Consider the following 26264-nt stretch of genomic DNA (forward strand, 5'->3'; position numbering starts at 1 on the left):
TTAAACGGTATCGTTGTTATTAATTAAAAATTCACGGGCTAAATTCAGGTAATTTTCGGCACCTTTACTCCCCGCATCGTACTGAATAATTGTTTCTCCAAAGCTTGGAGCTTCTGACAAACGTACATTACGTGCAATAATTGTTTTGAATACCATTTGTGGGAAATGATTATTGACTTCATCCAATACTTGATTGGATAAGCGCAAACGTGAATCATACATGGTTAATAATAAACCTTCGATGTCTAATTCTTTGTTATGGTGCTGCTGTATTCCTTTAACCGTATTTAACAGTTTCCCTAAACCTTCTAATGCAAAATATTCGCATTGAATTGGGATAATGACTGAATCAGCAGACGTTAATGCATTTAGGGTGATTAATCCTAATGATGGTGCACAATCAATAACGATATAATCAAATTGGTCGCGAATTTCTGATAGAGCAGTTTTTAACATGTACTCTCGATTTTCGTAATCGACAATTTCAATTTCTGCCGCAACTAGATCCAAATGCGCAGGCATTAAATATAGGTTGGGAGATTCCGTTTCGAAAATAGCTTCACTTGCAGGTACTTGATTTTCGAGTACCTCATAGGTTCCGCATTCTATTTCATCTAAATCAAATCCTAATCCTGATGTCGCATTTGCTTGTGGATCAGCATCGATCAATAAAACTTTTTTTTCTAAAACTCCTAAGGAAGCAGCAAGATTAACCGAAGTTGTGGTTTTACCTACGCCACCTTTTTGATTACATACTGCAATTATTTTACCCATAAATTACATTCAAAACGATTTCAAAAATACAATAATTCGCTTATCAAGCGCCCAAGATCAATAGAAATTTATGAAGAGATTTCAACAATCTGAATCTGATATATTATTATGTGCTGGTTTTCAAAACTTAATTATAAAGTGAATGTAGTTAAAATTTACGATTTATTTATCACGTTAAAATGATTAAATCTCTATATTTGCATTTGTAAAAGTTTTTTAATTATTAATGGGTGTTGACCTTTTATTCGGGGGGACAGAGAGCGGAAAGAATCTTTGTTTTCTTGCTTTTCAAAAAAGTAGCGGATTAAAAAAATCATCTTTCCATTTTTTACTTCGTCAAGTAAGTTATGCTATACGTGTTTAATGGTTATTCTTTTTTTAGAATAAACCACACATCCTATTTTATATACACGTAATACTTTAAAAAAAAATTAGCATAATGAAAACTAAATACATTGACTTAATTACTCAATCTTTTGACTTTCCACAAGAAGAATTCACATTAGACGGTGAATGCTTAAAATTTCATGGTATAGATTTGATGAAATTGGTAGAAGAACATGGTACGCCATTAAAATTTACATATCTGCCAAAAATTTCACAAAATATCCAAAAAGCGAAAGGATGGTTTGAGAAAGCACGTCAAGAATTAAACTACGAAGGATCATACAACTATTGTTATTGTACGAAAAGTTCTCACTTTAAACATATCGTAAAAGAAGCTTTAAAAAATGATATCCATATTGAGACATCATCGGCTTATGATATTAATATTGTCGAGAGTCTTTTAGAAGAAGGTTTAATGACGCATGATCAATATGTTGTTTGTAATGGTTTTAAACGTGAAGAATATGTTGATAATATTGCACGTTTAATTAACAATGGACATCGCAAGACGATTGCAGTGATTGATAATTACGAAGAAGTTGATTTATTCTCAGAAGCGATTGAAGGTGATTTTGAAATCGGAATTCGTATTGCATCAGAAGAAGAACCAAAATTCGAGTTTTATACGTCTCGTTTAGGGATTGGGTACAAGGATATTGTGCCATTTTACCAAAATATGGTGAAACCGAATGATCGCATCAAATTAAAGATGCTTCATTTCTTTATTAATACCGGAATTAAAGATAATTCATACTATTGGAATGAATTAACGAAATGTTTACGCGTATACGTGAACTTAAAGAAAGTTTGTCCAGAATTGGATAGTTTAAATATTGGTGGTGGATTCCCAATCAAATCGTCTTTAACATTCGAATATGATTATGAATACATGGCCAAAGAGATTTTATCTCAAATTCAATCCATTTGTGAAGAAGAAGGAATTCCAGTTCCAAATATTTTTACAGAATTTGGTTCGTTTACAGTGGGTGAATCTGGAGGTGTAGTCTACAAAATTTTATACCAAAAGAAACAAAATGATCGTGAGTATTGGGATATGATTGATTCATCTTTTATGACAACATTACCAGATGCTTGGGCAATTTCAAAACGATTCATTATGTTGCCTGTCAACCGTTGGTACGATAAGTATGAGCGTGTTCTTTTAGGAGGATTAACATGTGACTCTGACGATTACTATAATTCAGAGCAGCATACAAACGCTATTTATTTACCAAAATATGATTCTGCAAAACCATTATACATTGGTTTCTTCAATACCGGAGCTTATCAAGATAATATTGGTGGTTTTGGAGGAGTGCATCACTGTTTAATTCCTCAACCAAAATACGTGTTGATTGATGAGAATTATGATGCAAAAGTATACTCTGAAGAGCAGGGGTATGAAGGTGTTTTAGAAACTTTAGGATATACAGTTAAAAAATAAAATTATTATAAAATGAGCAAAGGGCCAATTAGTCAATTTATTGAACATAATTATCGTCACTTTAACGCTGCAGCATTAGTTGACGCAGCTAAAGGTTACGAGCAACATTTATTAGAAGGAGGAAAGATGTTAATCTCTTTAGGAGGTGCAATGTCTACAGCAGAGTTAGGTGTTTCTTTAGCTGAAATGATCCGTCAAGATAAAGTTCATATTATTTCTTGTACAGGTGCAAACTTAGAAGAAGATGTGATGAACTTAGTCGCTCACTCTCACTACAAAAGAATTCCAAACTATAGAGATTTAACACCAGAACAAGAGCGTGAATTATTAGATTCTCACTTCAATCGTGTTACAGATACTTGTATTCCAGAAGAAGAAGCTTTCCGTCGTTTACAACAACATTTAGAAGATGTTTGGCATGCAGCAGAAGCGAAAGGAGAAAGATATTTACCACACGAATTCTTATACCAAGTGGTTAACTCTGGAGTTTTAGAGCAATACTACGAAATCGATCCTAAAGATTCTTGGATTGTTGCGGCGGCAGAGAAAAACTTACCAATCGTTTGTCCAGGATGGGAAGATTCTACAACAGGTAATATTTTTGCAGCTAATGTAATTAAAGGAAACTTAAAAGCATCAACTGTAAAATCAGGTATTGAATATATGATTTACTTAACAGAATGGTACCGTGCTAATTCTGAAGGTAAAGGTGTTGGATTCTTCCAAATTGCAGGTGGTATCTCTGGAGATTTCCCAATTTGTGTTGTTCCAATGATGTACCAAGATTTAGAGTGGGAAGATGTTCCTTTCTGGTCTTACTTCTGTCAAATTTCTGACTCTACTACATCTTACGGTTCTTACTCAGGAGCTGTTCCAAATGAGAAAATCACTTGGGGTAAATTAGATGTAGATACACCAAAATTTATGATCGAATCTGATGCGACTATTGTAGCACCATTAGTATTTGCTTATATTTTAGGTCAATAATCAAGAGATCTTTTTATATATTATAAAGCGGTTACATTTTGTAATCGCTTTTTTTTATATCTTCATATCATATTTCGAATATGGTTGATGATGATTGATCATGGATATTCAATTATTTCAAATGAATGAGATAGTTGTTCATTTAATTAATCCTTAGCATCTCATTATGGAGATGGAAAAAAATGTCATTATTTATCTTTCATGATATGTATTAACCTGAACCAATGTATAATGATTCAGCATCCAAACATTTGGATTAAAAAAGCGTAAAAATCCTTTAGATGAAACAAAAACTTAACGTTAATCAAATCCCCAATTTAAAACAAGAAATTCTTGATTTGCCCGAAAAGGAAAAGAATCAATTGTTGATTCGCTTAATCAATAAGGATCAAGTGTTAATTGAGCAATTGCATTTTCGATTGTTGGAAAATGAGTGGGATCTTATACAACGTTTTGAAGCGTTGAAAGAAGAAATTTTGGAAACATTAAATTCAGAATTTAAAAAGATAATCAATGCTCCATATACTTCAAAAGGAAAAGCCTATCTCCGATTGATACGAGGGTTATCATCAAAAATTACGCATTTTGCAAAAGTTACCAAATCGACTTCATATGAATTGGAACTTCGTACGTTGTTGTTAATCCATTCATCTAAAATTTTTAAATCGGTTCAGAACGAAGATTCTGTATTTGGTTATAAATCACGCGCGTATCAAGTCACTAAAATTAAATCGATCCTAAAATTGTTGGAGAAAATGCATGAAGATTTACGTTATGATTTTTTGTTTAATTATTCCGATGATTTAGAACTCCATGTCTTTTTACCATTAGAGATAGAAATTGGATTAGCAAACCTGAATATTGAACCGCTAAGACGTACATAGTTTTTAAAAATCCTTATCTTTGGCACTTTATAGATAAGAATGGCAGATATTTTAAATTTAGGAGAAGAATATATTCGTATTAGTCAACAAGTATACGGGCAGATTGAATATTCAATCAGTAAAGGTAGAACTTGGAAGATGAGATACAAAGGAAGTTACCAAATAGGCGAATTTAAAGATTTATTGGATTTAGGATCTGTAGTTTTGGCGATTACTGAAAGAGGAATTTTCTGTAGCAGTGATAATGGTTTTACGTGGATTAAACGTTTTACTCCAAACGCATTTACTGGGGATTTTATTAAATTCAATTTTAACGGTGTACAATTATCTGCCGAAACAACAAAAGGAATACGTTATTCTCCAGATGAAGGACGTCGTTGGGAAAAAAATCCACGCTAAATATGTACCAATTATTTCTCATTTTCATTTTATGTTCCTCACAACTTTTGGGTCAAATTAATAGGAAAGAGGTTGAATTGATTCAGTCTTATAAAACCTATTTGGTAGAAAAGGATTTGGAAGGAACGATTCAAAGTTTAAAGGCTTTGATTGCATTGAAAAACGGAAATACACAATACCAAATTTCTCTTGGTTATATTTATCAACTGCAGGGGAAAAATGAATTAGCAAACGCTCATCTTGGAAAAGGTCGAGCGTTTGTTTTACAGCAACTCGAAACAAAAGCTTTGAATCCAAAGCAAACCATTGATCATATTGTAGCTCTGTGTTTCGCAGGGTTTGAAAAAGATTGTTTAAAGGCATACAATCAATCGGCATCGTTACTTCAATCCGATGCATATTATTCTGACTATGATTTTGTGGCCATTCAACAATTGGCGAATCAACAACGACAAATCCTACAATCTTATTTTGCACCTTCGGCCAATAAAAAAAGATAATACCTATTCAATAGCATCATCCTTTTTTATTATAAAATCAAGTGATAACATTTTAAATTGCAACTTTATTCACTTCAGTTGTCTGCTCATGAATCGTTGACGCTCTTCCTGAGGGATCTTCATTTTCTTGCCATTTTGGTATCCATTTTTTAACGGTTTTTGCTGCTGTATCCGAAGGAAAATGTGCATGGAAAATTTTGCGCATATACATGGCTTCTTTTGTGGTTGGCGGATTAATTGGAAATAATGTTTCCGCTTGTAACATTTCTTCATCTGTAATTTGATTGGCACAATAATCCACTAATTGATCAATCCACGAGTATCCAACCCCATCTGAAAATTGTTCTTTTTGACGCCATAAGATATCTGCTGGTAACCAAGGATTTTCTTGGTCATCAAAAGCAAGGCGAAGAATATGCTTTTCCATCTTTCCTGCTGAACGGTCTGGTCTTTTAAAGGACGGATCGATCTTCATTGCGACGTCTAAGAAATGGCGATCCAAGAAAGGAACACGTGCCTCTAATGCCCATGCCATGGTCGATTTATCTGCGCGTAGACAATCTGCTGTACTTAATAATTGTACTCTTCGAATGGTTTCTTTCTGGAATTCTTCATCACTGGGAGCATTATGGAAATATAAATATCCTCCAAAAATTTCATCTGATCCTTCACCTGATAGTACGACTTTAATGCCCATGTCTGTAATATATTTCGACATGATGTACATGGGAGTAGAAGCCCTTATTGAAGTAATGTCGTACGTTTCAAGATGCCATATCAATTGATCGATGATGGCAAGACCTTCTTCAAAAGAAAATTGAATGGTATGATGTTCTGTTCCAATAAATGTAGCAACTTCTTTGGCTGCGATTACATCGGGAGCATTTTCATCTAAACCAACAGAGAATGAATGCAATGTTTTCCCTTCTTCTTTTAATATACGTGCTGTAATTGAAGAAATTAATGAACTGTCTAATCCACCCGAGAGTAATACCCCTAATGGGACATCGCTCATTAAACGTTTTTGCGTTGCGTCAATCAATGCTTCTCTTAAATGCTCTAAATTTAATTGATCGTGACAGGCCTCTACATCTTGCCATTCTGGTTTGTAATATTGTACAAATCCTGTAGTTGGCGTAAAATAGTAACCTGGAGGGAAGGCTCTTACTTCTTCGACTTGATCTTCGATTACTTTCATTTCTGATGCAAAATAATAGGCTCCTTTTTGATCTTGACCATAGTATAAAGGCTTAATTCCAATAGGATCTCGAGCAACCATATATTGGTCACCATCCATGATAATAAATCCAAAAACGCCATCTAATTTATTGCAAATGTCTAAACCATATTTTTCATATAATTTTACGATGACTTCGCTATCGCACGTTGTTCTGAATATATATTCTTTTAATTCGTTTTTTTTCAGTTGGATATGGTTATAAATTTCACCATTGTGCACGACGTAGGCTGTTGTTGTGCCTTGTATGGGTTGTTTACCTGTATGTAAGTCGATGATGGCTAATCGCTCATGGGTAATTATTCCTGTTTTAGAATCGTTGACTTGATAATCTTGCATATCAGGTCCACGATGACTCATTCGTTGACTTAATGCTTGTACATGTTGTACTTCTAAATCGTTTTTTCCGAAAATTCCTAAGATTCCGCACATATCTGTATTAATTAATTTATTAATTACAGCAAATATGTGTGTTGTATTGTTTAAAATGAATATAAAATAAATAAATACTTTATGAAATAAATTATAATAACAAAAATGGTTTAAAAAATAATATTTATGACAAAATTTCATTTATATTAATATGAAATTTAAATTTCATCAGTTGGCATATTTTATGCATTCATTCGAGAAAATAAGCTACAATGAGTGATATGAATATCAATTTCCAGAATATTAATGATGGAGATCATTTAAATAAAGAAGATTTTTATGTAAAATTCAAAGAAAGATTAGATGATGTAACATCTTTTCCTGCAGATTATACTTTCAAATTTATTTATCCTACAAGTGAAGAAACCATGGTAAAAATCAAATCGATTTTTGATCATTCCAATCCAACATTTGATTATAAAGCATCAAAAAATAGAAAATATACCTCTATCTCTGTGCAAATCTATGCATTAGATTCAGACCAAGTCATTCAATTTTACCAAGAGGTTGCTACTATACCCGATGTAATAATGTTATAAAAAAAGGAGTTCATGATGAACTCCTTTTTTTTATGCGACAATTTCATAGAAAAGACGTTTTCCAATTTTTATTTTCATGCCAATCGTTAATGCTATATTCAAGTAAGGATCTTGTATTTTTTCTTGGTTGATTTGAACCGCACCACTTTCAATTAATCTTCTAATGGCTGACTTCGTGTCAGTGTTTTTTAAAATATGGCAGAAATCGACGAGTTTTATATTCTTTTCATCGAAGTGTACTATTGATATTGGTTCAAATGCTTTTTCTTCAAATTTTTTATTTTGAAACTGATTCACAAAAAACATTTCAGCTGTTTCAGCTGCAGCTTCATTGTGATATTGTTGAATGATGTTTTTAGCAATTACCTTTTTCACATCCATTGGATGTGCACCGCTATGTAATTTTTCAATCCATAATTGTTTTTCATTCCAACTAAAGTCTGTAGTATATAATATATATTCTTCAATTAAATGATCTGGAATTGACATGGTTTTTCCAAACAAATCATTGGGTTCGTCTGTTAAACCAATGATGTTGTTCAAGGATTTACTCATTTTTTCTTTCCCATCTAACCCTTTTAGTAAAGGCATACACATTACAATCTGTGGTGATTGATTAAAATGTTCTTGCAATTGTCTTCCCATCGTACAATTGAACATTTGATCAGTTCCACCCATTTCGATATCTGCTTCAATTTCTACAGAATCATAGCCTTGTAATATCGGATAAACTAATTCGTGCATGGCGATTGGTGTATTTTCAGTAAAGCGTTTATTGAAATCATTTCGATGCATTAATTGAGCGACGGTAACTTTCGATAAAAGCTGTATAACTTCTGAAAAAGGGATAGCATCTAACCAATCGGAATTAAAAACAATTTTAGTTTTATCTAGGTCTAAAATTTTAGAAAGTTGATTGATATAAGTTTTCGCATTGAGATTCACCTCATCAATACTAAGGGGTTTTCTGCTTTTGTTTTTACCTGTTGGATCACCAATACGAGCAGTAAAACTTCCGACTAAGATTATCACATGATGACCTAAATTTTGAAATTGTTTAAGTTTTTTTAAGACGACTGCATGACCTAAATGTAAATCAGGTGCAGTAGGATCAAACCCAAGTTTGATGCGTAATGGACGATTTTCTTTTTCAGCTAAACGTAACTTTTCTTCCAAACCATTTTGAGGTAAAATGATTTCTACATTTTCTTTTAAAATGTTTAATTCTTTCATAAATTTTGAGCAAAAAAAAACCGAACAAGTGGGAACTTGTTCGGTTTTATGATTATATCTAATAACAGTATTCTATAAAAATAAAATTTTAAAAATAGGCATAATCTTTCCGAACCATTATTGTGAAATAATAGTCATTAAAAAATGGAAGACGTAATATGCAATTTAAAAATTTCATTTCGACAAAGATATAAACAAGTTTTTCAATCTGCCAAATCTTTATGATTTTGCATTATTTCTTCTTTTTTTCTTTTCTCTGTTCTGTCTCTTTAATAAACTATGTTTTGGACATTTTAATTTCTCAATTTGTTCTGCTAAATTAAATTCTTTTTGTGTCATTGTCATCTTGTTTAAGGTTTGATTTTTAAATATATAAAATTAAAAAAAGCAAAATGATTAAAATAGTGTTAAATGTTCTTTTATTCATTTTTTAAAGCCTTTAAATTTGTGGAAATTAGAATTATGAATTTTTTTGCACCCATCCAATTAACATTTGGTTCGTATGGTCATACCTTACATCATTGTCAAGTTGTTTCTCCCGATAATCAATGGGTTGTGTATGATACCCGTAATGAGGATTCTGCCATTGGAACAACGACTCGCATCGAAAGGGTTCATCTCTCTACATTAGAAACTGAAGTTTTATATGAAGTACAAAACCCCAATGAATTTGGACCTGGTGTTGGAGCTGTTACCTACGCACCTCATAAGGAAATGGTATTATTTATTCATGGTCTTATGAATGCCAATGAACACAAACCTTATGCGTTGGATCGACGAAGTGGTGTAGGAATTGATCTTCTTAATAAAAATCTGCCCATCCATTTTGATGCACGTAAAGTTTCCAAACCCTACATTCAAGGAGCTTTAAGAGGTGGTACTCATTCTCACTGTTGGCATTCATCCGGAGATTTAATCAGTTTTACATATAATGATGAAGTTTTATCCACTGAGCGTATGGTGGGTGTAATGTTTCCTAAGTCTGTTGACGTTTATCCTGAAGATGCTGAAAATTTCTCAGGTACACACTATGCTGTAATAGTCAGTCAAATTACTCCTAATGCGGCTCCTGGTTCGGATGAAATAGAGAAAGCTTTTGATGAGTGTTGGCTGGGGAAATCACGAATCCTTGCATTTCAAGGTTGGGTAAGAGATTATGCTGGAAATCGTAAAACGGAGATTTTTACCATTGATTTAAATGATATTGAAAACTGTGTTGATCGATTTGATGAAAAAAGTTTATCGTTTGGTTTATTAAATCCGCCTCAAGGTATTTTTCAAAAAAGAGTAACTCGTACACTAAAAGGGGTTTCTAGCTTTAGGCATTGGCTTCGTTCATCACCCGATGGTTTATACGTTTATTTTATGATGGAAAATGAGGATGATGTACGGAATATATATCGTGTGCAACGCTTCAATGAAACGGTAGAGCAAATAACATTTCATGAAAAATCGATTGATTCTCCTTTTAATATATCTTCTGATGGACATCGCTTGGTCTATTTTTGTGATCATTCACTTATAGTTTATGATATGATTAAACGTTCGTTTAAATGTTTGATTACCGATGAGATAGGGTTGTATGGTATCCCCAATTTTGATCTAAATGATGAATTTATTCTCTTCAATCAATATGTTCACGAAAATTTAACTTCAAAATTCCTTCAAATTTTCAAAATAAGGCTATAAAATTTTCTATCATGCGCTCCTTGGAGCGCTTTTTTTTATTGTCTGATTTGAACAAAACTAACAAAAATAGGGTTTTAAGGAATGAAGGAAGGTGAAAAATTATCTTATTTTGATTAAATATCTATTTTTTTATTATTAGTGTCAAAAAAACACTAACGAATGCTTGTTCGTGAAATTTATTTGTATAATTTTAACACATTATCACAAATAAAATGAGGAGAACATTATTTACTTTATCCCTTGTAGCCATGGCTATGAGCGGACAAGAAGCTTATGCTCAAAATTTAAATACTTCAATTAAAGATTCTTTACAACCGGTGGTTGTAACTGAACCTACTAATCAAAAAGTTCAAGTTGATTTTTACGGATTTATTCGTAATGATGCATTTGTAGATACCCGTCAAAATATTGGAGCAGGTGAAAATGCAGTAATGCTTTACCCAAAAGATCGTGTTTTAGATGCCAATGGGGAGGATATTAATGCAACTGGGAAATTTCATATGCTTTCAATTATTTCTCGTGCGGGGGTTACTTTAAAAGGACCTGAAATTTTAGGCGCTAAATCTTCTGGAATTTTAGAAGGTGAATTTTTCGGAGCTACTGAAGGAGGAATAAATGAATTTCGTTTGCGTCATGCTTATGTGATGTTGGATTGGGAAAATACACAATTGGGTATTGGTCAATATTGGCATCCTTTTGTAGTAACAGAAGCGTTGCCTAATATGGTTAACTATGGGACGGGTGCACCAGTTTATGGATTAAATCGTAATCCACAAGTTCGTTTGACACAAAAATTATCGGATCAATTCAAAGTCATAGCAGCAGTCCATTCGCAAAGAGATTTTACACCGAATACTGAACCTTATCGCAACAGTGGTATGCCAGCTGCCCATTTACAAGTGCAATATAAATCGAACAAATTCGTAGCAGGTGTCGGAACACAATATGAAAATTTGAAACCTTCTTTAGTTTCAAATGGATTAAAATCCAATGAACGTGTGAATAGTTTTTCTGCAATGGCTTATGCCAAATTTATTGCAAAACCTTTAACAGTTACTGCAGCAGCATATAAAATGCAAAACGCAGCATCTTTTGTGATGCTTGGTGGTTTTGTAGGTTATCAATTACCTAATGAAGTAGAAACATACAAGCCTATTGATACCGAAAGTGTATGGTTGGATATTCAGCAAACGACTTCAGGAAAATGGTCATTAGGGATGTTTGCTGGAGCGGTATACAATCGAGGGGTAAAAGATCCTGTAGAAGGTGCTACATCAACAACGTATGGTGTAACGACAAGTTGGGGAGCATTATCAGCAAATCCAAATGGAGGTCGTACAGTTAATTACTTGTACAAAGTTGTTCCAAGAATTGATTTTACTCCAAGTAAGTCTTTAAAATTTAGACTTGAAATGGAGCGTAGTTCAGCACGTTGGGCTGATGCAACAAATGATGCAACAGGATTTGAAAACAAATTTTTAGCAACCAACTATCGTTTTCACTTGACAAGTTTATTTAGTTTCTAATCATATAATCAAAAATATCTAAAAAATACATTTATGGAATCTGCAATTCATACAAATACTCAGGAGAAAAATAATATTCTTCAGGTGATTATTGCTTCATCAGTGGGGACATTAATCGAATGGTACGATATGTTTTTGGCCATTATTTTAGCCAGTGTTTTATCAACTCAGTTATTTCCAAATGACGGATCATCACACTTCTTGGAAACATTAGCTGTTGTTGTTTCATCGTTTATGTTTCGTCCAATTGGTTCATTAGTTTTCGGAAGTATTGGAGATAAAATTGGACGTAAATATTCCTTTTTAGTCTCATTAATTATGATGGGATCAGCAACCTTTATGATTGGTTTAATTCCGACATTTGAATCAGTCGGTTGGTTTGCACCGGTCTTATTGTTAATCTGTCGTATTTTTCAAGGGTTAGCCATTTCTGGAGAATATGCGGGTGCAGTTATTTATGTAGCTGAACATGCACCTACTGAAAAACGAGGGCACTATACAGGATTTATTCAGGCTACTGTTCCGTTAGGATTATTAATCTGTTTATTGGTTGTATTCTTAACGCAATCATCGATGTCAGAAGAAAGTTTTAATTCTTTCGGATGGAGAATACCATTCTTATTCTCTGGAGTATTGGTTTTAATTAGTTATTTTATTCGTAAAAAACTTCACGAAAGTCCAGTGTTTGAACAATTAAAGAAAGATGGTAAAACATCTAAATCTCCAGTAAAAGATGCGTTTACTACACCTGGAAATGTGAAAATCATGTTGAAAGCAATTTTTGGAGGAAATGCTGCGCAATCTACAATTATGCAAACAACATTATTTGTCACGTTATTTTTCTTGCAACGTGCCGTGATGTTACCTTACGAAACAGTTTTAATAATTGTATTAATAGCAACATTATTCAGTTCATTCTTCTACCAATTTTTTGGATCATTATCTGATCGCATTGGACGTAAACCAGTGATGTTAGGGGGGATGATTGCTTCTTTAGTTTTAATTCCTTTGTCTTTCTATGCATATATGTCGATTGGAAATCCGGAAGGGTTAAAAGAAATTCATTCGATTGGTACACCAGCGATTTTAGCCATTGCAGGAATTAGTTTAATTACATCAATTGCTGGAGCGGCAACTTATGGTCCATTAGGAGCTTTCATGTTAGAGATATTCCCAACTAAAATTCGTTATACGAGTATGGGATTTGCTCAAAATATGGGGAATGGATTTATTGGTGGAGCAACAACATTTGTTACGGAATTAATTAAATCAACTTTAATTGTTTCTGCTGCGATGTCTCCTTATATTGGGTTGACTTATCCATTAATCTTAATTGTAATTGCGATTTGTGTTAATTATTTTACAATTCCAGAAACATACAAGACGGATTTAACAGAAGACTAAACCCTTTTGTTTTACGTTATCATATCAAGGCTCATATTATTTGAGCCTTTTTTTTAATATTTTAATTTGAAGCCGTTTATAATAAAAATTATTAATATCTTCAATTTTCAAACTGCAAACAACAAAATGAAAAAAATTGAATTAACGATTCCTAAACTTGGGGAAAGTGTTACTGAGGTAACACTCTCTCGATGGGTCAAAAACGTAGGAGAGTCTGTTGATGTTGACGAAACTATTGCTGAAGTTTCGACGGATAAAGTCGATTCAGAAGTGCCTTCACCTTCTGCAGGTACTTTGATTGAACTAAAATATCAAGAAGGAGACACTATTGCAATCGGTGAAGTTTATGCTATACTTGAAGTTCATTCGGCGGATCCTACGATTGTGGATGAACATCCGACAGTGCAAAACAACGATGATATTATTTCTAAAAATACGATTGCATCACGTTCATTAAAATCCGATCAGTTTTTATCTCCTTTAGTGCGTAAAATTATTCAAGAAGAAAATCTTCCGATGGAAGAAGTCCTTAAAATTAAAGGGAGTGGACATAATGGGCGTATTTCAAAAAATGATATCCTAAATTTCATAAAAAATCCTCTTTCAACTTCAGCTGAATCAACTGTAAACGTTGTGTCATCGCGTTCAAGTAATGGATCAAGTGAAATTATTGAAATGGATAAAATGCGCCAATTAATTTCAAAACACATGAAGAAGAGTAAACAAACTTCACCTCATGTAACGGCGTATGTTGAACCAGATGTTACCAACTTTGTTAAATGGCGTGAAGCCAATAAAAAGGCTTTCGAAGAAAAGTATCAACAGAAATTAACGTATACGCCAATGATTGTTGATTGCGTAGTTCGAGCGATCAAAGATTTTCCAATGATAAATGTATCTGTGGATGAAACAGAAACGAAAATTATTAAACATCATGATATTAATATCGGTATTGCGACTGCACTTCCAAATAATAATTTAATCGTACCTGTGATCAAATCAGCCAATATGCTTAATCTTGAAGGTTTGGCGAAAGGAGTGAATGGATTGGTCGATAAAGCACGAAATAATCAGCTTTCTCCTGATGATATCTCCGGTGGAACGTTTACCATTTCGAATGTCGGAACATTTGGAAATTTAATGGGAACTCCGATTATTAATCAGCCTGAAGTTGCCATTTTAGCTACGGGTGTCATCAAGAAAAAACCAGCTGTATTAGAAACAGAATATGGTGATCTCGTTGTTGTGCGTCAATTTATGTATTTGTCGCTTTCCTTTGATCACCGTGTGGTGGATGGATCACTTGGAGGAGTATTTTTAAAACGTATTTCTGATTACATCGAAAATTGGGATATCAATCAATCCATTTAACTTTAACATCTCAAACCAATGGAAATTCAAAACAATCAAACCAATATAGATTTACTTAAAAAAGCTTTTCGTCTATTAGTTACCGCTAAATCCTTAGCTGAACTTTATGAAAGTGAAAAAGCTATCACGGGAAAATATGTGCATGCGACTTCTCGAGGGCATGAAGCTATTCAGATTGCGATGGGGCTTCAGTTAACGCCACAAGATTATTTGAGTGCCTACTATCGTGATGATGCGATGCTTTTAGCAATTGGTATTACTCCATATGAGTTAATGCTTCAGTTATTAGCCAAACGCGATGATATTTTTTCTGGAGGACGAACGTATTATTCGCATCCAAGTTTAAATCATCCCAACTATCCAAAAATTCCTCATCAGAGTAGTGCGACTGGTATGCAGGCGATTCCTACTACTGGGGTTGCAATGGGAATTCAATACGCCCAACAAATGGGAATTCTAAAAGATGAAAAGCCGATTGCGGTTTGTTCACTTGGTGATGCATGTTGTACGGAAGGTGAAGTTTCAGAAGCGTTGCAGATGGCTGTGCTAAAAAAATTACCCGTTCTTTATTTGGTTCAAGATAACGAATGGGATATTTCGGCATCTGCAGATGAAATCCGTGCTCAAGATATGGCGCATTTTGCTAAAGGATTTAAAGGGTTAGAAGTTTTTTCAATTGATGGAACAAATTTCCTTGAATCGTATGAAACCATTGAAAAGGCAATTGCTATCATTCGAAATGAAAATCGTCCTGTATTAGTTCATGCGAAAGTTCCTTTATTGAATCACCATACATCTGGAGTACGTAAAGAATGGTATCGCGATGATTTAGAAGAAGCTCAGATGCGTGATCCTTATTTAAGACTAAAGGAAACATTATATGCCTATGATATAGAGGTCGATGAAATAGAAACCATCGAAGCAGAAATTCGTGCTTTGGTAAATGCTGATTATGAAAAAGCGAAAGCAGCTGAAGATCCTCGCCCAGAAGATTTATATGATCATGTTTTTGCTCCAACACCGATTACGGAAGAAAAAGGGAATCGTGAACCTGAAGGGAAGCAAAAAACGGTGATGGTTGACTCGGCTTTGTTTGCTATTCGTGAAATCATGGAAAAGCATCCCGAGGCCTTATTGTATGGACAAGATGTAGGAATTCGTTTAGGAGGTGTTTTCCGTGAAGCAGCCACTCTTGCACAACAATTTGGTCAGCATCGTGTCTTTAATACACCTATACAAGAAGCATTTATTATCGGGTCAACTGTAGGAATGTCTGCTGTAGGTTTAAAACCAATTGTTGAGGTACAATTTGCCGATTACATTTGGCCAGGTTTAAATCAGTTATTTACTGAAGTGGCTCGATCAAATTATTTATCGAATGGAAAATGGCCTGTATCGATGATTCTTCGTGTGCCTATTGGTGCTTATGGTAGTGGAGGTCCTTACCATTCTAGTTCAGTGGAAAGTGTATTGACTGCAATCAAAGGAATTAAAATTGCTTACCCTTCGACAGGAGCTGATTTAAAAGGTTTGATGAAAGCGGCCTATTACGATCCAAATCCAGTTGTCATGTTAGAGCATAAAGGGTTATATTGGTCTAAAATGAAAGGAACTGAAGATGCTGCAACTATTGAACCGGATGAAGATTATGTACTTCCGTTTGGAAAAGCACGTGTTGTACAAAGTGTACCTATTAGTGATCAAAAAAACACTGTGACCATAATTACATATGGTATGGGGGTATATTGGGCGAAAGAAGCTGCGAAACAATACGCGGATCAAGTTGAAATTATTGATCTTCGAACGTTAGTTCCTTTGGATGAAGAGTCTATTTTTGAATCAGTTAAAAAGCATGGTCGTTGTATTGTGTTGACAGAAGAACAAGTTTCTGGATCATATGCACAAAGTATTTCTGGCTTGATTTCGGAAAAATGTTTCGAATTTTTAGATGCGCCTGTTCGAATTTTAGGGGCGAAAGACATGCCAGCGATCCCTTTAAACAGTAATTTAGAGGCTGAAATGTTACCATCTTCAAAAAAACTTCAAAATTTAATTGACTCACTATTAAGTTATTAAGCTTGAATTGTGGTGTTTGGTGTAAAAAAACAATAAAAATTACTAACGAATGTTAGTTTGTTAAATATTTTTTTCTATTTTTGGATTAACGTATTTCAAACACCACAATCAAGATATGATCTTTAACACGGATATGGAATTGATGCCAATTGATAAATTGCGTACAATTCAAAATGAAAGATTAGTAAACACGCTGCAACGTGCTTACAATAACATTCCTTTTTACAAGGGATTATATGATCAAGCGGGGGTAAATCTTAACGAGATTAAATCGGTTAATGATTTACATAAATTGCCATTTACGAAGAAAAATCACTTACGTGAAAACTATCCTTTCGGAATGCTTGCTGTACCACAGACAGAATTGTCACGTGTACACTGTTCAAGTGGAACAACAGGAAAACCAACTGTTGTTGCATATACTAAACATGATATTGAAATCTTCTCAGAAGTTGTTGCCCGTTCGTTAGCTGCAGCTGGGTGTAAACCAGGAATGAAATTGCAAAATGCTTACGGTTACGGACTTTTTACTGGAGGTATTGGTATTCACTATGGTGCTGAAAAATTAGGAATGACAGTTGTTCCAATTTCAGGAGGTGGAACTGAAAAACAAATCATGTTATTGAAAGATTTCCAAGCGGAAGCTTTAACAGCAACTCCTTCTTATGCTTTAACGATTGCAGAGGAGTTAAAAAAGAGAGGTGAAGACATTCGCGATTTTAATTTAAAAGTTGCCGTTTTAGGGGCTGAGCCATGGTCTGAAGCATTACGTAAAGAAGTTGAAACAGGGTTAAACTTATCTGCTGCTAACATTTACGGATTAAGTGAGATCATCGGTCCTGGGGTTTCAAATGAGGATTTCGAAGAAAAAGGAACAGGAAGCTACATTTGGGAAGATCATTTCTATCCAGAAATTGTAGATAAAGTGACTGGTGAGCCATTGCCTTATGGAGAGCCAGGAGTTTTAGTCCTTACTTCATTAACAAAAGAAGCTATGCCAATGGTACGTTATTGGACAGGCGATATTACTACATTAACGTACGAACACTCTGAAAAGAGAACACATATCAAAATGGGACCAATTATCGGTCGTGCTGATGATATGATGATTATTCGAGGAGTGAATTTCTTCCACACTCAAGTGGCTGATATTTTACCAGATTTCCCACAATTATCTCCAAATTATCAAGTGGTATTAACTCGTCCTAAAAATATGGACGCTGTTGAGGTAGGAATTGAAATTAATCCTAATTATTTCAATCATTATGGAATTCCAACTCACGATTTAAACGGTGGTGCACCTGATGAAGTGAAAAAATTGATTTCTAACGTTCAAAAGAAAATAAAAGACAATATTGGACTTGGAATGAGTGTAAAGCTTTATCAAAACGGTGAATTACCGATGAGTGATGGCGGAAAATTAAATCGAATTGTAGATAAGAGGGAAGCATAATTTGAATGGCGAAACAGAGTAGAAAAGAACTAATCATACAGCAAGCTGCAATTATCTTTAAACAAAAAGGTTATTCGGCTACCTCGATGCGCGAATTAGCAGAAAAGGTAGGAATCGAAGCAGCAAGTTTATATAATCATATTCGTTCAAAAGATGAGATTTTAGAAGAGATTTGTTTTAGCGTTGCTCATGAATACCTTTCATTTATCACTGAGATTGAAGAAGCTCAAAATTCACATTCTGAAAAACTATCACGATTGATAGAAACTCATGTGAAGTTGATGATTGAAAGACCGAATGAAGTTTCCGTAGCAAATAATGATTGGAAGAACTTATCAGAACCTAAAAAGAAATTATATAAAGAAGTTCGTAAAGGATATGAAAATCGTATTGCTAACATCTTAACAAAGGGTATGCAAACGGGAGAATTCAAAGAAATTAATGTTTCTGTTGCTCTTTTCACTTTATTATCATCATTACGTTGGATCGAATTATGGTATAAACCTAACCGAGAAATCTCACCAGAGGAATTACAAGCCGATTTGACCACGTTTTTAGTAAATGGATTAAAAAAATAAGCTATGGCTATCAATTTTCATAAATTAACAGTTAAACAAATAAAGCGCGAAACACCAGAATGTGTCTCTGTTGTGCTTGATGTTCCAGCTGAATTACAAAACGATTTTAACTTTAAACAAGGACAGTATTTAACGTTTAAAGATATCAAAAACGATGAAGAGATTAGACGTTCTTACTCGATCTGTTCAAGTCCATTGGATGGAGAGTTACGTGTTGCAGTAAAGAAAATTGCAAATGGTATATTCTCTACATATGTCAATGACAACTTACAAGTTGGTGATGCATTAGATGTAATGACTCCACAAGGAAATTTCTTTACTGAAGTTGATGCAGCCAACAACAAATTATATGTTGGTATTGTCGCAGGATCTGGGATTACACCAGTATTATCGATTATTAAAACAGTTTTACAAACTGAACCCAATAGTAAATTCGTATTAATTTACGGAAACAGAAACAAAGGAACGATCATCTTTAAAGAAGAAATCGAAGCATTAAAGAACAAATACATGGAACGTTTAAGCGTTTACAATATTTTAAGTCGTGAGACGGCTGATGCAGAGATTTTAAGTGGTCGTATTACCAAAGAAAAAATTGAATATTTCTTACAACATGTTATCGATCCAAAAGAAATTGGAGAAGTATTCTTATGCGGGCCTGAAGATATGATCTTAGGTGGACGTGACGCTTTAGTAGCTGCAGGAGTAGATGCTAAAAATGTTCACTTCGAATTATTCTACAGTGCATCTGCTGAAGCGAAAAAAGCTGAACGTCAACAAGCAGTCGAAGTATCTGATGATACGATGAGTAAAGTAACGGTTAAATTAGATGCCACTTCTTTACAAATGGATTTAGGATACAACGGGGTTACAATCTTAGATGCAGCTTTACAAAATGGAGCCGATTTACCTTATGCTTGTAAAGGTGGTGTTTGTGCCACTTGTAAGTGTAAAGTTTTAGAAGGTGAAGTGGAGATGGACATCAACTATTCATTAGAGCCAGACGAAATCGCTGCAGGATTTGTATTATCATGTCAAGCGCATCCACGTTCTGCGAATGTCGTAGTAGATTTTGATGCCAAATAATTAATTCTAAAAACAGAAAAAAATGAGTGCAAAAGAAATCGATTTTCAAGCCATTTTCGATGAAAAAATTGAAAATGAAGTTCGTATCGAACCAAAAGATTGGATGCCAGAAGCATACCGTAAAACATTAATTCGACAAATATCACAACACGCTCACTCCGAAATCGTGGGTATGTTACCAGAAGCCAACTGGATTACAAGAGCACCTTCGTTAAATAGAAAGAAAATCTTATTAGCGAAAGTACAAGATGAAGCAGGTCACGGATTATATTTATACTGTGCTGCTGAAACTTTAGGAGTTTCTCGCATTCAAACGTTAAACGACTTACACTCTGGGAAAGCTAAATATTCATCGATCTTCAATTACCCAACTTTAACATGGGCAGATATCGGAATGATTGGGTGGTTAGTAGACGGTGCAGCGATTTTAAATCAAGTTCCATTATGTAGAACTTCTTATGGACCTTATGCGCGTGCCATGGTACGTGTTTGTAAGGAAGAATCATTCCACCAAAGACAAGGTTACGAATCATTAGTGGTTTTATCTCGTGGTTCTGAAGAGCAAAAAGCAATGATGCAAGATGCGATGAATCGTTGGTGGTGGCCAACATTAATGATGTTTGGTCCAAAAGACGAAGAATCTTCAAACTCAGAATTATCGATGAAATGGAGAATTAAACGTTTCTCTAATGACGAATTACGTCAACGTTTCGTCGATATTTCAGTTCCTCAAGCTGAATATTTAGGGTTAACTATTCCTGATCCTGATTTAAAATGGAATGAAGAACGTGGACATTATGATTTCGGTGATATCGATTGGGAAGAATTCTGGGACGTTGTAAAAGGAAACGGTAAATGTAACAAACAACGTTTAGATGCTCGTCGTAAAGCACACGAAGAAGGAGCATGGGTAAGAGATGCTGCAACAGCTTACCACGAAAAAAGAAAACAAAGACAATTAGAACAAGAACAACGCAAAAACGCATAAAAAGATGGAAAATAGAGATTGGCCTTTATGGGAAGTATTCATTAGAAGTAAACAAGGTTTAGATCATAAACATGTCGGTAGCTTACACGCTGCAGATGAAATGATGGCTTTAGAAAATGCTCGTGATGTCTATACGCGTCGTTTAGAAGGTGTTAGTATTTGGGTTGTAGAATCTAAACACATTCATGCTTCTAACCCAGATGAAGCGGAACAATTCTTTGATCCAGCAGAGGATAAAGTGTACCGCCACCCAACTTTTTATGATGTACCAGAAGAAATCAAAAACATGTAATTTATGACAGCAACAGCTTATCAAAACAATCAAAATTACATCGATTTTATCTTGCATTTAGCCGATACAAATCTGATTTTGGCACAACGTTTATGCGAATGGTGTGGTCACGGACCAATTTTAGAGCAAGATATCGCCATGTCGAATATGGCTTTGGATTTATTGGGTCAGACTTCAAACTATTACAATTATGCGGCTGAAATGATCGGAAATGGAGCAACGGAAGATACGTTAGCGATGTTACGTGAAGAGCGTGAATACAAAAACTTATTGTTAGTTGAGCAACCAAATGGACATTTCGGTGATACTGTAGCGCGTCAATTCTTTTACGATTCGTTCCATTATTTCTTATTAGAGCAATTCTTAAAAGTCAAAGACTTAAAGTTACAATCAATCGCAGAGAAATCATTAAAAGAGGTGAAATATCACTTAAAATGGTCTTCTGAATGGATGATTCGTTTAGGCGATGGAACACCAGAATCTCACGATAAAATTCAACAATCAGTTAATGATATTTTACCTTATGTGGGAGAGATGTTCATTTTAGCACCTTACCAAAAAGCATTAATTGAAGCGGGATTAATTGATAATCCAAATGACTTTAAAGCCGCTTGGTTAGCTAAAGTGAACGAAATCTTAGAAGAAGCTACAATTGTAGCAGATGTAGAAAATACATTTGCACAAAAAGGAGGAAAAGAAGGTATCCATACAGAACATTTGGGATACATCCTAACTGACTTACAATACATGCAAAGAACATATCCTAATTTACAATGGTAACAGAAAAAGAAATTTGGCAATATTTGGAGGAAGTTCCTGATCCTGAAATTCCAGTGATTAGCGTCTTGGATTTGGGAGTGGTTCGTCAAGTAGAAATTAAGGAAGATGAAACTGTAAATGTTACCATTACTCCAACTTATTCTGGTTGTCCTGCAATGAGTGCTATTTCAATTTCGATTCGACTAAAATTAGTAGAAAAAGGATTAAAAAATATCAATGTCATCCATCAGTTGAGCCCCGCGTGGTCAACTGATTGGATGTCAGAAGAAGGAAAACAAAAAATGAAGGCGTATGGAATTGCGCCTCCTACAAAAACTCCTTCGAGCGACGCGCTCTTTTCAGACGAACAAAATATCGAATGTCCACAATGTGGTTCACACGATACGCGTCTCATCAGTCAATTCGGTTCGACTGCCTGCAAAGCGATGTATCAATGTAATGATTGTCACGAACCGTTTGATTATTTCAAATGTCATCACTAAAATATTATGGAAAATTCAACATCAATCCTATACACACAAGAAGGAGGAATTGCTACGATTACGTTGAATCGTCCTTCGGTCTTCAACAGTTTTAACCACGAAATGATTCATTCACTTCAACATCATTTGGATGTTGCAGCTCAAGATTCTTCTGTTCGTGCAGTCGTATTAACGGCTACAGGAAAAGCATTTTGCGCTGGACAAGATTTGGGTGAAGTGTTAGAAGAAAAAGACATCGACTTCAACAAAATTGTAACAGAAAATTACAATCCATTGGTTCTAAAAATTAGAAATATGGATAAACCAGTTATTGCGGCAGTAAACGGTGTAGCGGCTGGAGCAGGTGCAAATCTAGCTTTAGCATGTGATATCGTTGTTGCAAAAGAATCAGCAAATTTTATACAAGCTTTTTCAAAAATTGGTTTAATTCCAGATTGTGGAGGAACTTATTTCTTACCTCGTTTAATTGGAATGCAACGTGCATCTGCAATGATGCTATTAGCTGACAAAGTTTCTGCGGCTCAAGCCAAAGAAATTGGAATGATATACGAATTCTATACCGATGATTCATTCGAAGAAGAAGTTTCAAAATTAGCTTCAAAATTAGCGAACTTACCAACGAAAGGTTTAGCGTACACGAAGAAATTATTGAACCAAACGTTCCAAAATTCAATCGAAGAACAATTAGTACAAGAAGGGATTTTTCAAGATAAGGCAGGTAAAACTTCAGATTACCAAGAAGGAGTTGATGCATTCTTAGAAAAAAGAAATCCAGTATTTAAAGGAGAATAAGAAATGAAAAATATAGGTATTATTGGTGGTGGAGCCATGGGTTCTGGAATTGCTCAAGTATTTGCACAATCAGGACATTCCGTTGTTTTATACGACACCAATCAAGACGCATTAGATCGTTCAAAACAAAACTTAGCAAAGACTTTCGAAAAGTTAGTGGCTAAGGAAAAATATACTGCAGAAAAAGCACAAGAAATTCAAAATAACATTGAATATGCGGGTGATTTAAATGCTTTTGCTTCATGTGATTTAATTATTGAAGCAATCATTGAAAATTTAGAGATTAAAAAAACGGTTTTTAAAAACGTAGAAGAAATTGTTTCTGAGAACTGTATTTTAGCCTCAAACACTTCCTCTTTATCTATTGCTTCAATTGCTTCTGCATGTGCAAAACCTGAGCGTGTAATTGGAATTCATTTTTTCAATCCAGCACCATTAATGGCTTTGGTTGAAATTATCCCAGCCGTACAAACACGTGAAGGGTTAGCAGAAGAAATTAAAGCATTAATTCAATCGGTAGGTAAATTACCTGTCATCACAAAAGATACGCCTGGATTTATCGTGAATCGTGTAGCGCGTCCATTCTATAGCGAAGCTATTCGTTTATTAGAAGAAGGTGTTGCTGATGCCGAAACCATTGATTATGCGATGACTTCTGTCGGAGGTTTCCGTATGGGACCTTTCGAATTAATGGATTTCATTGGTCACGATGTCAATTATCGTGTAACTGAATCGGTATTCGAATCATTCTTTTACGATCCACGTTTCAAACCATCGTTTTCTCAAAAACGTTTATTCGAAGCTGGATTCTATGGTCGTAAATCTGGACGTGGATTTTACAATTATGCAGAAGGTGCAACGAAAAATGAACCTTCTCAAGATCAAGCATTATTAGAAAAAATCTTTAAACGTATTTTAGTGATGTTAATCAACGAAGCAGCTGATGCTTTATTCTTAAACATTGCGACGAAAGAAGATTTGGATACAGCCATGACAAAAGGCGTGAATTATCCAAAAGGATTATTACAATGGGCCGATGAATACGGCATCGAAAATGTACAAAACGATTTAGATGAATTGTACAATTATTACCACGAAGACCGTTACCGTTTAAGTCCTATTATTCGTAACATGGTAAAAGCTAATCAAACATTCTACTAAAATTTATCACATTCCAAAACCACAAAAAAATGGATTCTCAAAAATTATTAAATGCAATGCTTGACCACGATAAATTTAGTGAATGGTTAGGATTAGAAGTATTAGAAGTAAAAGAAGGATATGCTAAATTACAAGCTAAGATTCGTCCTGAAATGATGAATGGTGTTGGATCTGTCCACGGAGGTGTAACGTTTGCCATGGCGGATTCAGCTTTTGCTTTTTCTTGTAATATGTACAACAATATATCTGTTGCTTTAGATGTTCATATTTCATTTACCAAAGCGGGTCGTGAAGGAGATATTTTCACGATTGAATCGCAAGAAGTTTCTTCAACGAAACGTACTGGTATTTACGATATCAAAGTAACAAATCAAAACAATGAGTTAATTGCTTTATTTAAAGGAACTTGCTTTAGAACAGGTAAACCTTTGATTGAAGAATAAATTAAGTTTGAAGTTATACGTAATACGTTTTAAGTTTTAGAAACGTACTACGTAAAACATTTCACGTAAAACGTAAATAAAATGAACCAAACATATATTATTGACGGAGTAAGAACTCCAATTGGTAAATTAAAAGGTGGATTAGCTGCTGTACGCCCAGATGATATGGGAGCAATGGTTATCGCAGAATTATTAAAAAGAAATCCATCAATCGATCCTGCTGCATTTTACGATGTAATTTTCGGAAATGCGAACCAAGCGGGAGAAGATAACAGAAATATCGCACGTATGTCGGCTTTATTGTCGGGATTACCTTATACGGTTCCAGGTGAAACAGTGAACCGTTTATGTGCTTCAGGATTATCTGCAGCCATTGCAGCATCACGAGCGATTCAAGTAGGAGATGCGCAATTAATGATTTCTGGAGGAGTAGAGTCGATGACGCGTGCCCCTTTAGTGGTTTCAAAATCAGCTTCTCCATTTGGTGGGGATGCTCAGATTTATGATTCGACGTTCGGATGGCGTTTCATCAACCCTAAAATGAAAGAAATGTGGGGTGTTGATGGCATGGGAAATACAGCAGAAAATTTAGCGGAACGTGATCATATTTCTCGTGAAGATCAAGATTTATTTGCGGTATGGTCTCAACAAAAAACTGCGGCTGCTCAAGCCAATGGTCGTTTAGCCAAAGAAATTGTTCCAGTGGTTATTCCTCAACGTAAAGGTGATCCAATCATTTTTGATACGGATGAATTCCCTAAGAACAATACAACAATGGAGATTTTATCAAAGTTACGTCCAGCTTTTAAAGCAGATGGAACAGTAACTGCTGGAAATGCTTCTGGGTTAAATGATGGTGCTGCAGCGAATATTTTAGCATCAGAACAAGCGATTAAAGATTTTGGATTAACACCAATGGCAAGAATTGTTTCTTCTGGTGTAGCTGGAGTTGAACCTCGTATTATGGGTATTGGACCAGTAAACGCTTCTAAAATTGCTTTAGAAAAAGCTGGATTAACAATCAATGATATTGATGTCATCGAATTAAACGAAGCTTTTGCTGCACAATCTTTAGCATGTACGCGTGCTTTAGGATTAGCAGATAATGATCCTCGTGTCAATCCAAATGGTGGTGCAATTGCTTTAGGTCATCCACTTGGAATGTCAGGAGCGCGTATTTTAAACTCTGCAGCTTACGAATTACAAGCGACAGGTAAACGTTATGCATTGGTAACAATGTGTATCGGTTTAGGACAAGGATATGCGGTAATTATTGAAAGAGCGTAATAATAGTTGATAGTTATCAGTACTTTAATTCGTCACTTCG

At 34.7% G+C, this 26264-nt stretch carries 25 protein-coding genes; 22 read left to right on the forward strand and 3 right to left on the reverse strand.

Going from position 1 to position 26264, the window contains the following annotated elements; translation table 11 throughout:
- Nucleotides 1–774, reverse strand: a complete 774-nt coding sequence (locus AC1QSP_RS02460) for a ParA family protein (protein WP_484079627.1) — start codon at nucleotides 772–774, stop codon at nucleotides 1–3.
- A 439-nt stretch (nucleotides 775–1213) separates the two neighbouring features.
- Between AC1QSP_RS02460 and AC1QSP_RS02465 the strand changes: the two genes are divergently transcribed.
- The 5 genes from AC1QSP_RS02465 (at nucleotide 1214) to AC1QSP_RS02485 (ending at nucleotide 5375) form a co-directional block, all read left to right on the forward strand.
- Nucleotides 1214–2605: a type III PLP-dependent enzyme domain-containing protein gene (locus AC1QSP_RS02465; RefSeq protein WP_484079628.1), complete on the forward strand. Its 1392-nt coding sequence runs from the start codon at nucleotides 1214–1216 to the stop codon at nucleotides 2603–2605.
- 12 nt (nucleotides 2606–2617) lie between these two features.
- Nucleotides 2618–3592: a deoxyhypusine synthase family protein gene (locus AC1QSP_RS02470; RefSeq protein WP_322969951.1), complete on the forward strand. Its 975-nt coding sequence runs from the start codon at nucleotides 2618–2620 to the stop codon at nucleotides 3590–3592.
- Between the two features lie 281 nt (nucleotides 3593–3873).
- Nucleotides 3874–4476, forward strand: a complete 603-nt coding sequence (locus AC1QSP_RS02475; protein ID WP_484079629.1) for a hypothetical protein — start codon at nucleotides 3874–3876, stop codon at nucleotides 4474–4476.
- A gap of 39 nt (nucleotides 4477–4515) precedes the next feature.
- Nucleotides 4516–4875 carry a hypothetical protein gene (locus tag AC1QSP_RS02480; RefSeq protein WP_322969949.1) on the forward strand — a complete coding sequence of 120 codons (360 nt, stop codon included), beginning with the start codon at nucleotides 4516–4518 and terminating at the stop codon, nucleotides 4873–4875.
- A 2-nt stretch (nucleotides 4876–4877) separates the two neighbouring features.
- Entirely contained in the window at nucleotides 4878–5375 is a 498-nt protein-coding gene (locus AC1QSP_RS02485; RefSeq protein WP_484079630.1) for a hypothetical protein, read from the forward strand.
- A gap of 52 nt (nucleotides 5376–5427) precedes the next feature.
- Here AC1QSP_RS02485 and asnB read toward each other — a convergent pair whose 3' ends face one another.
- A complete protein-coding gene (gene asnB, locus AC1QSP_RS02490) occupies nucleotides 5428–7044 on the reverse strand; it encodes an asparagine synthase B (protein WP_484079631.1) in 1617 nt (538 codons plus the stop codon).
- Nucleotides 7045–7265: 221 nt separating this feature from the next.
- Here asnB and AC1QSP_RS02495 point away from each other — a divergent pair, with 221 nt between their 5' ends.
- Nucleotides 7266–7583, forward strand: coding sequence for a DUF493 domain-containing protein (locus AC1QSP_RS02495; RefSeq protein ID WP_322969946.1), 318 nt, complete (start codon nucleotides 7266–7268; stop codon nucleotides 7581–7583).
- Nucleotides 7584–7613: 30 nt separating this feature from the next.
- On the opposite strand, the gene tyrS is transcribed toward AC1QSP_RS02495, so the two are convergent.
- Nucleotides 7614–8816: a tyrosine--tRNA ligase gene (gene tyrS / locus AC1QSP_RS02500; protein WP_484079632.1), complete on the reverse strand. Its 1203-nt coding sequence runs from the start codon at nucleotides 8814–8816 to the stop codon at nucleotides 7614–7616.
- A gap of 462 nt (nucleotides 8817–9278) precedes the next feature.
- Between tyrS and AC1QSP_RS02505 the strand changes: the two genes are divergently transcribed.
- From AC1QSP_RS02505 to pcaF, 16 genes are all read left to right on the forward strand, one after another.
- Nucleotides 9279–10505 carry a DUF3748 domain-containing protein gene (locus AC1QSP_RS02505; RefSeq protein ID WP_484079633.1) on the forward strand — a complete coding sequence of 409 codons (1227 nt, stop codon included), beginning with the start codon at nucleotides 9279–9281 and terminating at the stop codon, nucleotides 10503–10505.
- Between the two features lie 212 nt (nucleotides 10506–10717).
- Complete coding sequence (locus AC1QSP_RS02510) at nucleotides 10718–12031, forward strand: DcaP family trimeric outer membrane transporter (RefSeq protein WP_484079634.1); 1314 nt, start codon at nucleotides 10718–10720, stop codon at nucleotides 12029–12031.
- 33 nt (nucleotides 12032–12064) lie between these two features.
- Nucleotides 12065–13435 carry an MFS transporter gene (locus AC1QSP_RS02515; protein ID WP_484079635.1) on the forward strand — a complete coding sequence of 457 codons (1371 nt, stop codon included), beginning with the start codon at nucleotides 12065–12067 and terminating at the stop codon, nucleotides 13433–13435.
- Between the two features lie 126 nt (nucleotides 13436–13561).
- Nucleotides 13562–14806: a dihydrolipoamide acetyltransferase family protein gene (locus AC1QSP_RS02520; RefSeq protein WP_484079636.1), complete on the forward strand. Its 1245-nt coding sequence runs from the start codon at nucleotides 13562–13564 to the stop codon at nucleotides 14804–14806.
- 18 nt (nucleotides 14807–14824) lie between these two features.
- The gene (locus tag AC1QSP_RS02525; protein WP_484079637.1) at nucleotides 14825–16882 is read left to right on the forward strand and encodes an alpha-ketoacid dehydrogenase subunit alpha/beta; all 2058 of its coding nucleotides are present in this window, start codon (nucleotides 14825–14827) and stop codon (nucleotides 16880–16882) included.
- A 115-nt stretch (nucleotides 16883–16997) separates the two neighbouring features.
- Nucleotides 16998–18335 carry a phenylacetate--CoA ligase family protein gene (locus AC1QSP_RS02530; RefSeq protein ID WP_484079638.1) on the forward strand — a complete coding sequence of 446 codons (1338 nt, stop codon included), beginning with the start codon at nucleotides 16998–17000 and terminating at the stop codon, nucleotides 18333–18335.
- A 5-nt stretch (nucleotides 18336–18340) separates the two neighbouring features.
- The gene (locus AC1QSP_RS02535; RefSeq protein WP_484079639.1) at nucleotides 18341–18913 is read left to right on the forward strand and encodes a TetR/AcrR family transcriptional regulator; all 573 of its coding nucleotides are present in this window, start codon (nucleotides 18341–18343) and stop codon (nucleotides 18911–18913) included.
- A gap of 3 nt (nucleotides 18914–18916) precedes the next feature.
- On the forward strand, nucleotides 18917–19999 hold the full coding sequence (gene paaE, locus AC1QSP_RS02540) for a 1,2-phenylacetyl-CoA epoxidase subunit PaaE (protein ID WP_484079640.1): 1083 nt from the start codon (nucleotides 18917–18919) through the stop codon (nucleotides 19997–19999).
- Nucleotides 20000–20021: 22 nt separating this feature from the next.
- Nucleotides 20022–20987, forward strand: a complete 966-nt coding sequence (gene paaA / locus AC1QSP_RS02545) for a 1,2-phenylacetyl-CoA epoxidase subunit PaaA (RefSeq protein WP_484079641.1) — start codon at nucleotides 20022–20024, stop codon at nucleotides 20985–20987.
- Between the two features lie 4 nt (nucleotides 20988–20991).
- The gene (gene paaB / locus AC1QSP_RS02550; protein ID WP_322969936.1) at nucleotides 20992–21279 is read left to right on the forward strand and encodes a 1,2-phenylacetyl-CoA epoxidase subunit PaaB; all 288 of its coding nucleotides are present in this window, start codon (nucleotides 20992–20994) and stop codon (nucleotides 21277–21279) included.
- 3 nt (nucleotides 21280–21282) lie between these two features.
- On the forward strand, nucleotides 21283–22059 hold the full coding sequence (gene paaC / locus AC1QSP_RS02555; protein WP_484079642.1) for a 1,2-phenylacetyl-CoA epoxidase subunit PaaC: 777 nt from the start codon (nucleotides 21283–21285) through the stop codon (nucleotides 22057–22059).
- Complete coding sequence (gene paaD, locus AC1QSP_RS02560) at nucleotides 22053–22541, forward strand: 1,2-phenylacetyl-CoA epoxidase subunit PaaD (RefSeq protein WP_484079643.1); 489 nt, start codon at nucleotides 22053–22055, stop codon at nucleotides 22539–22541. Before paaC ends, paaD begins: the two co-directional genes overlap by 7 nt.
- Before the next feature lie 6 nt (nucleotides 22542–22547).
- Nucleotides 22548–23333: an enoyl-CoA hydratase-related protein gene (locus AC1QSP_RS02565; RefSeq protein ID WP_484079644.1), complete on the forward strand. Its 786-nt coding sequence runs from the start codon at nucleotides 22548–22550 to the stop codon at nucleotides 23331–23333.
- 3 nt (nucleotides 23334–23336) lie between these two features.
- A complete protein-coding gene (locus AC1QSP_RS02570; RefSeq protein WP_484079645.1) occupies nucleotides 23337–24494 on the forward strand; it encodes a 3-hydroxyacyl-CoA dehydrogenase NAD-binding domain-containing protein in 1158 nt (385 codons plus the stop codon).
- Between the two features lie 29 nt (nucleotides 24495–24523).
- Nucleotides 24524–24937: a hydroxyphenylacetyl-CoA thioesterase PaaI gene (gene paaI, locus AC1QSP_RS02575; protein WP_484079646.1), complete on the forward strand. Its 414-nt coding sequence runs from the start codon at nucleotides 24524–24526 to the stop codon at nucleotides 24935–24937.
- 81 nt (nucleotides 24938–25018) lie between these two features.
- Complete coding sequence (gene pcaF, locus AC1QSP_RS02580) at nucleotides 25019–26224, forward strand: 3-oxoadipyl-CoA thiolase (protein WP_484079647.1); 1206 nt, start codon at nucleotides 25019–25021, stop codon at nucleotides 26222–26224.
- Nucleotides 26225–26264: the final 40 nt, after the last annotated feature.

This window comes from Faecalibacter sp. (assembly GCF_057177045.1).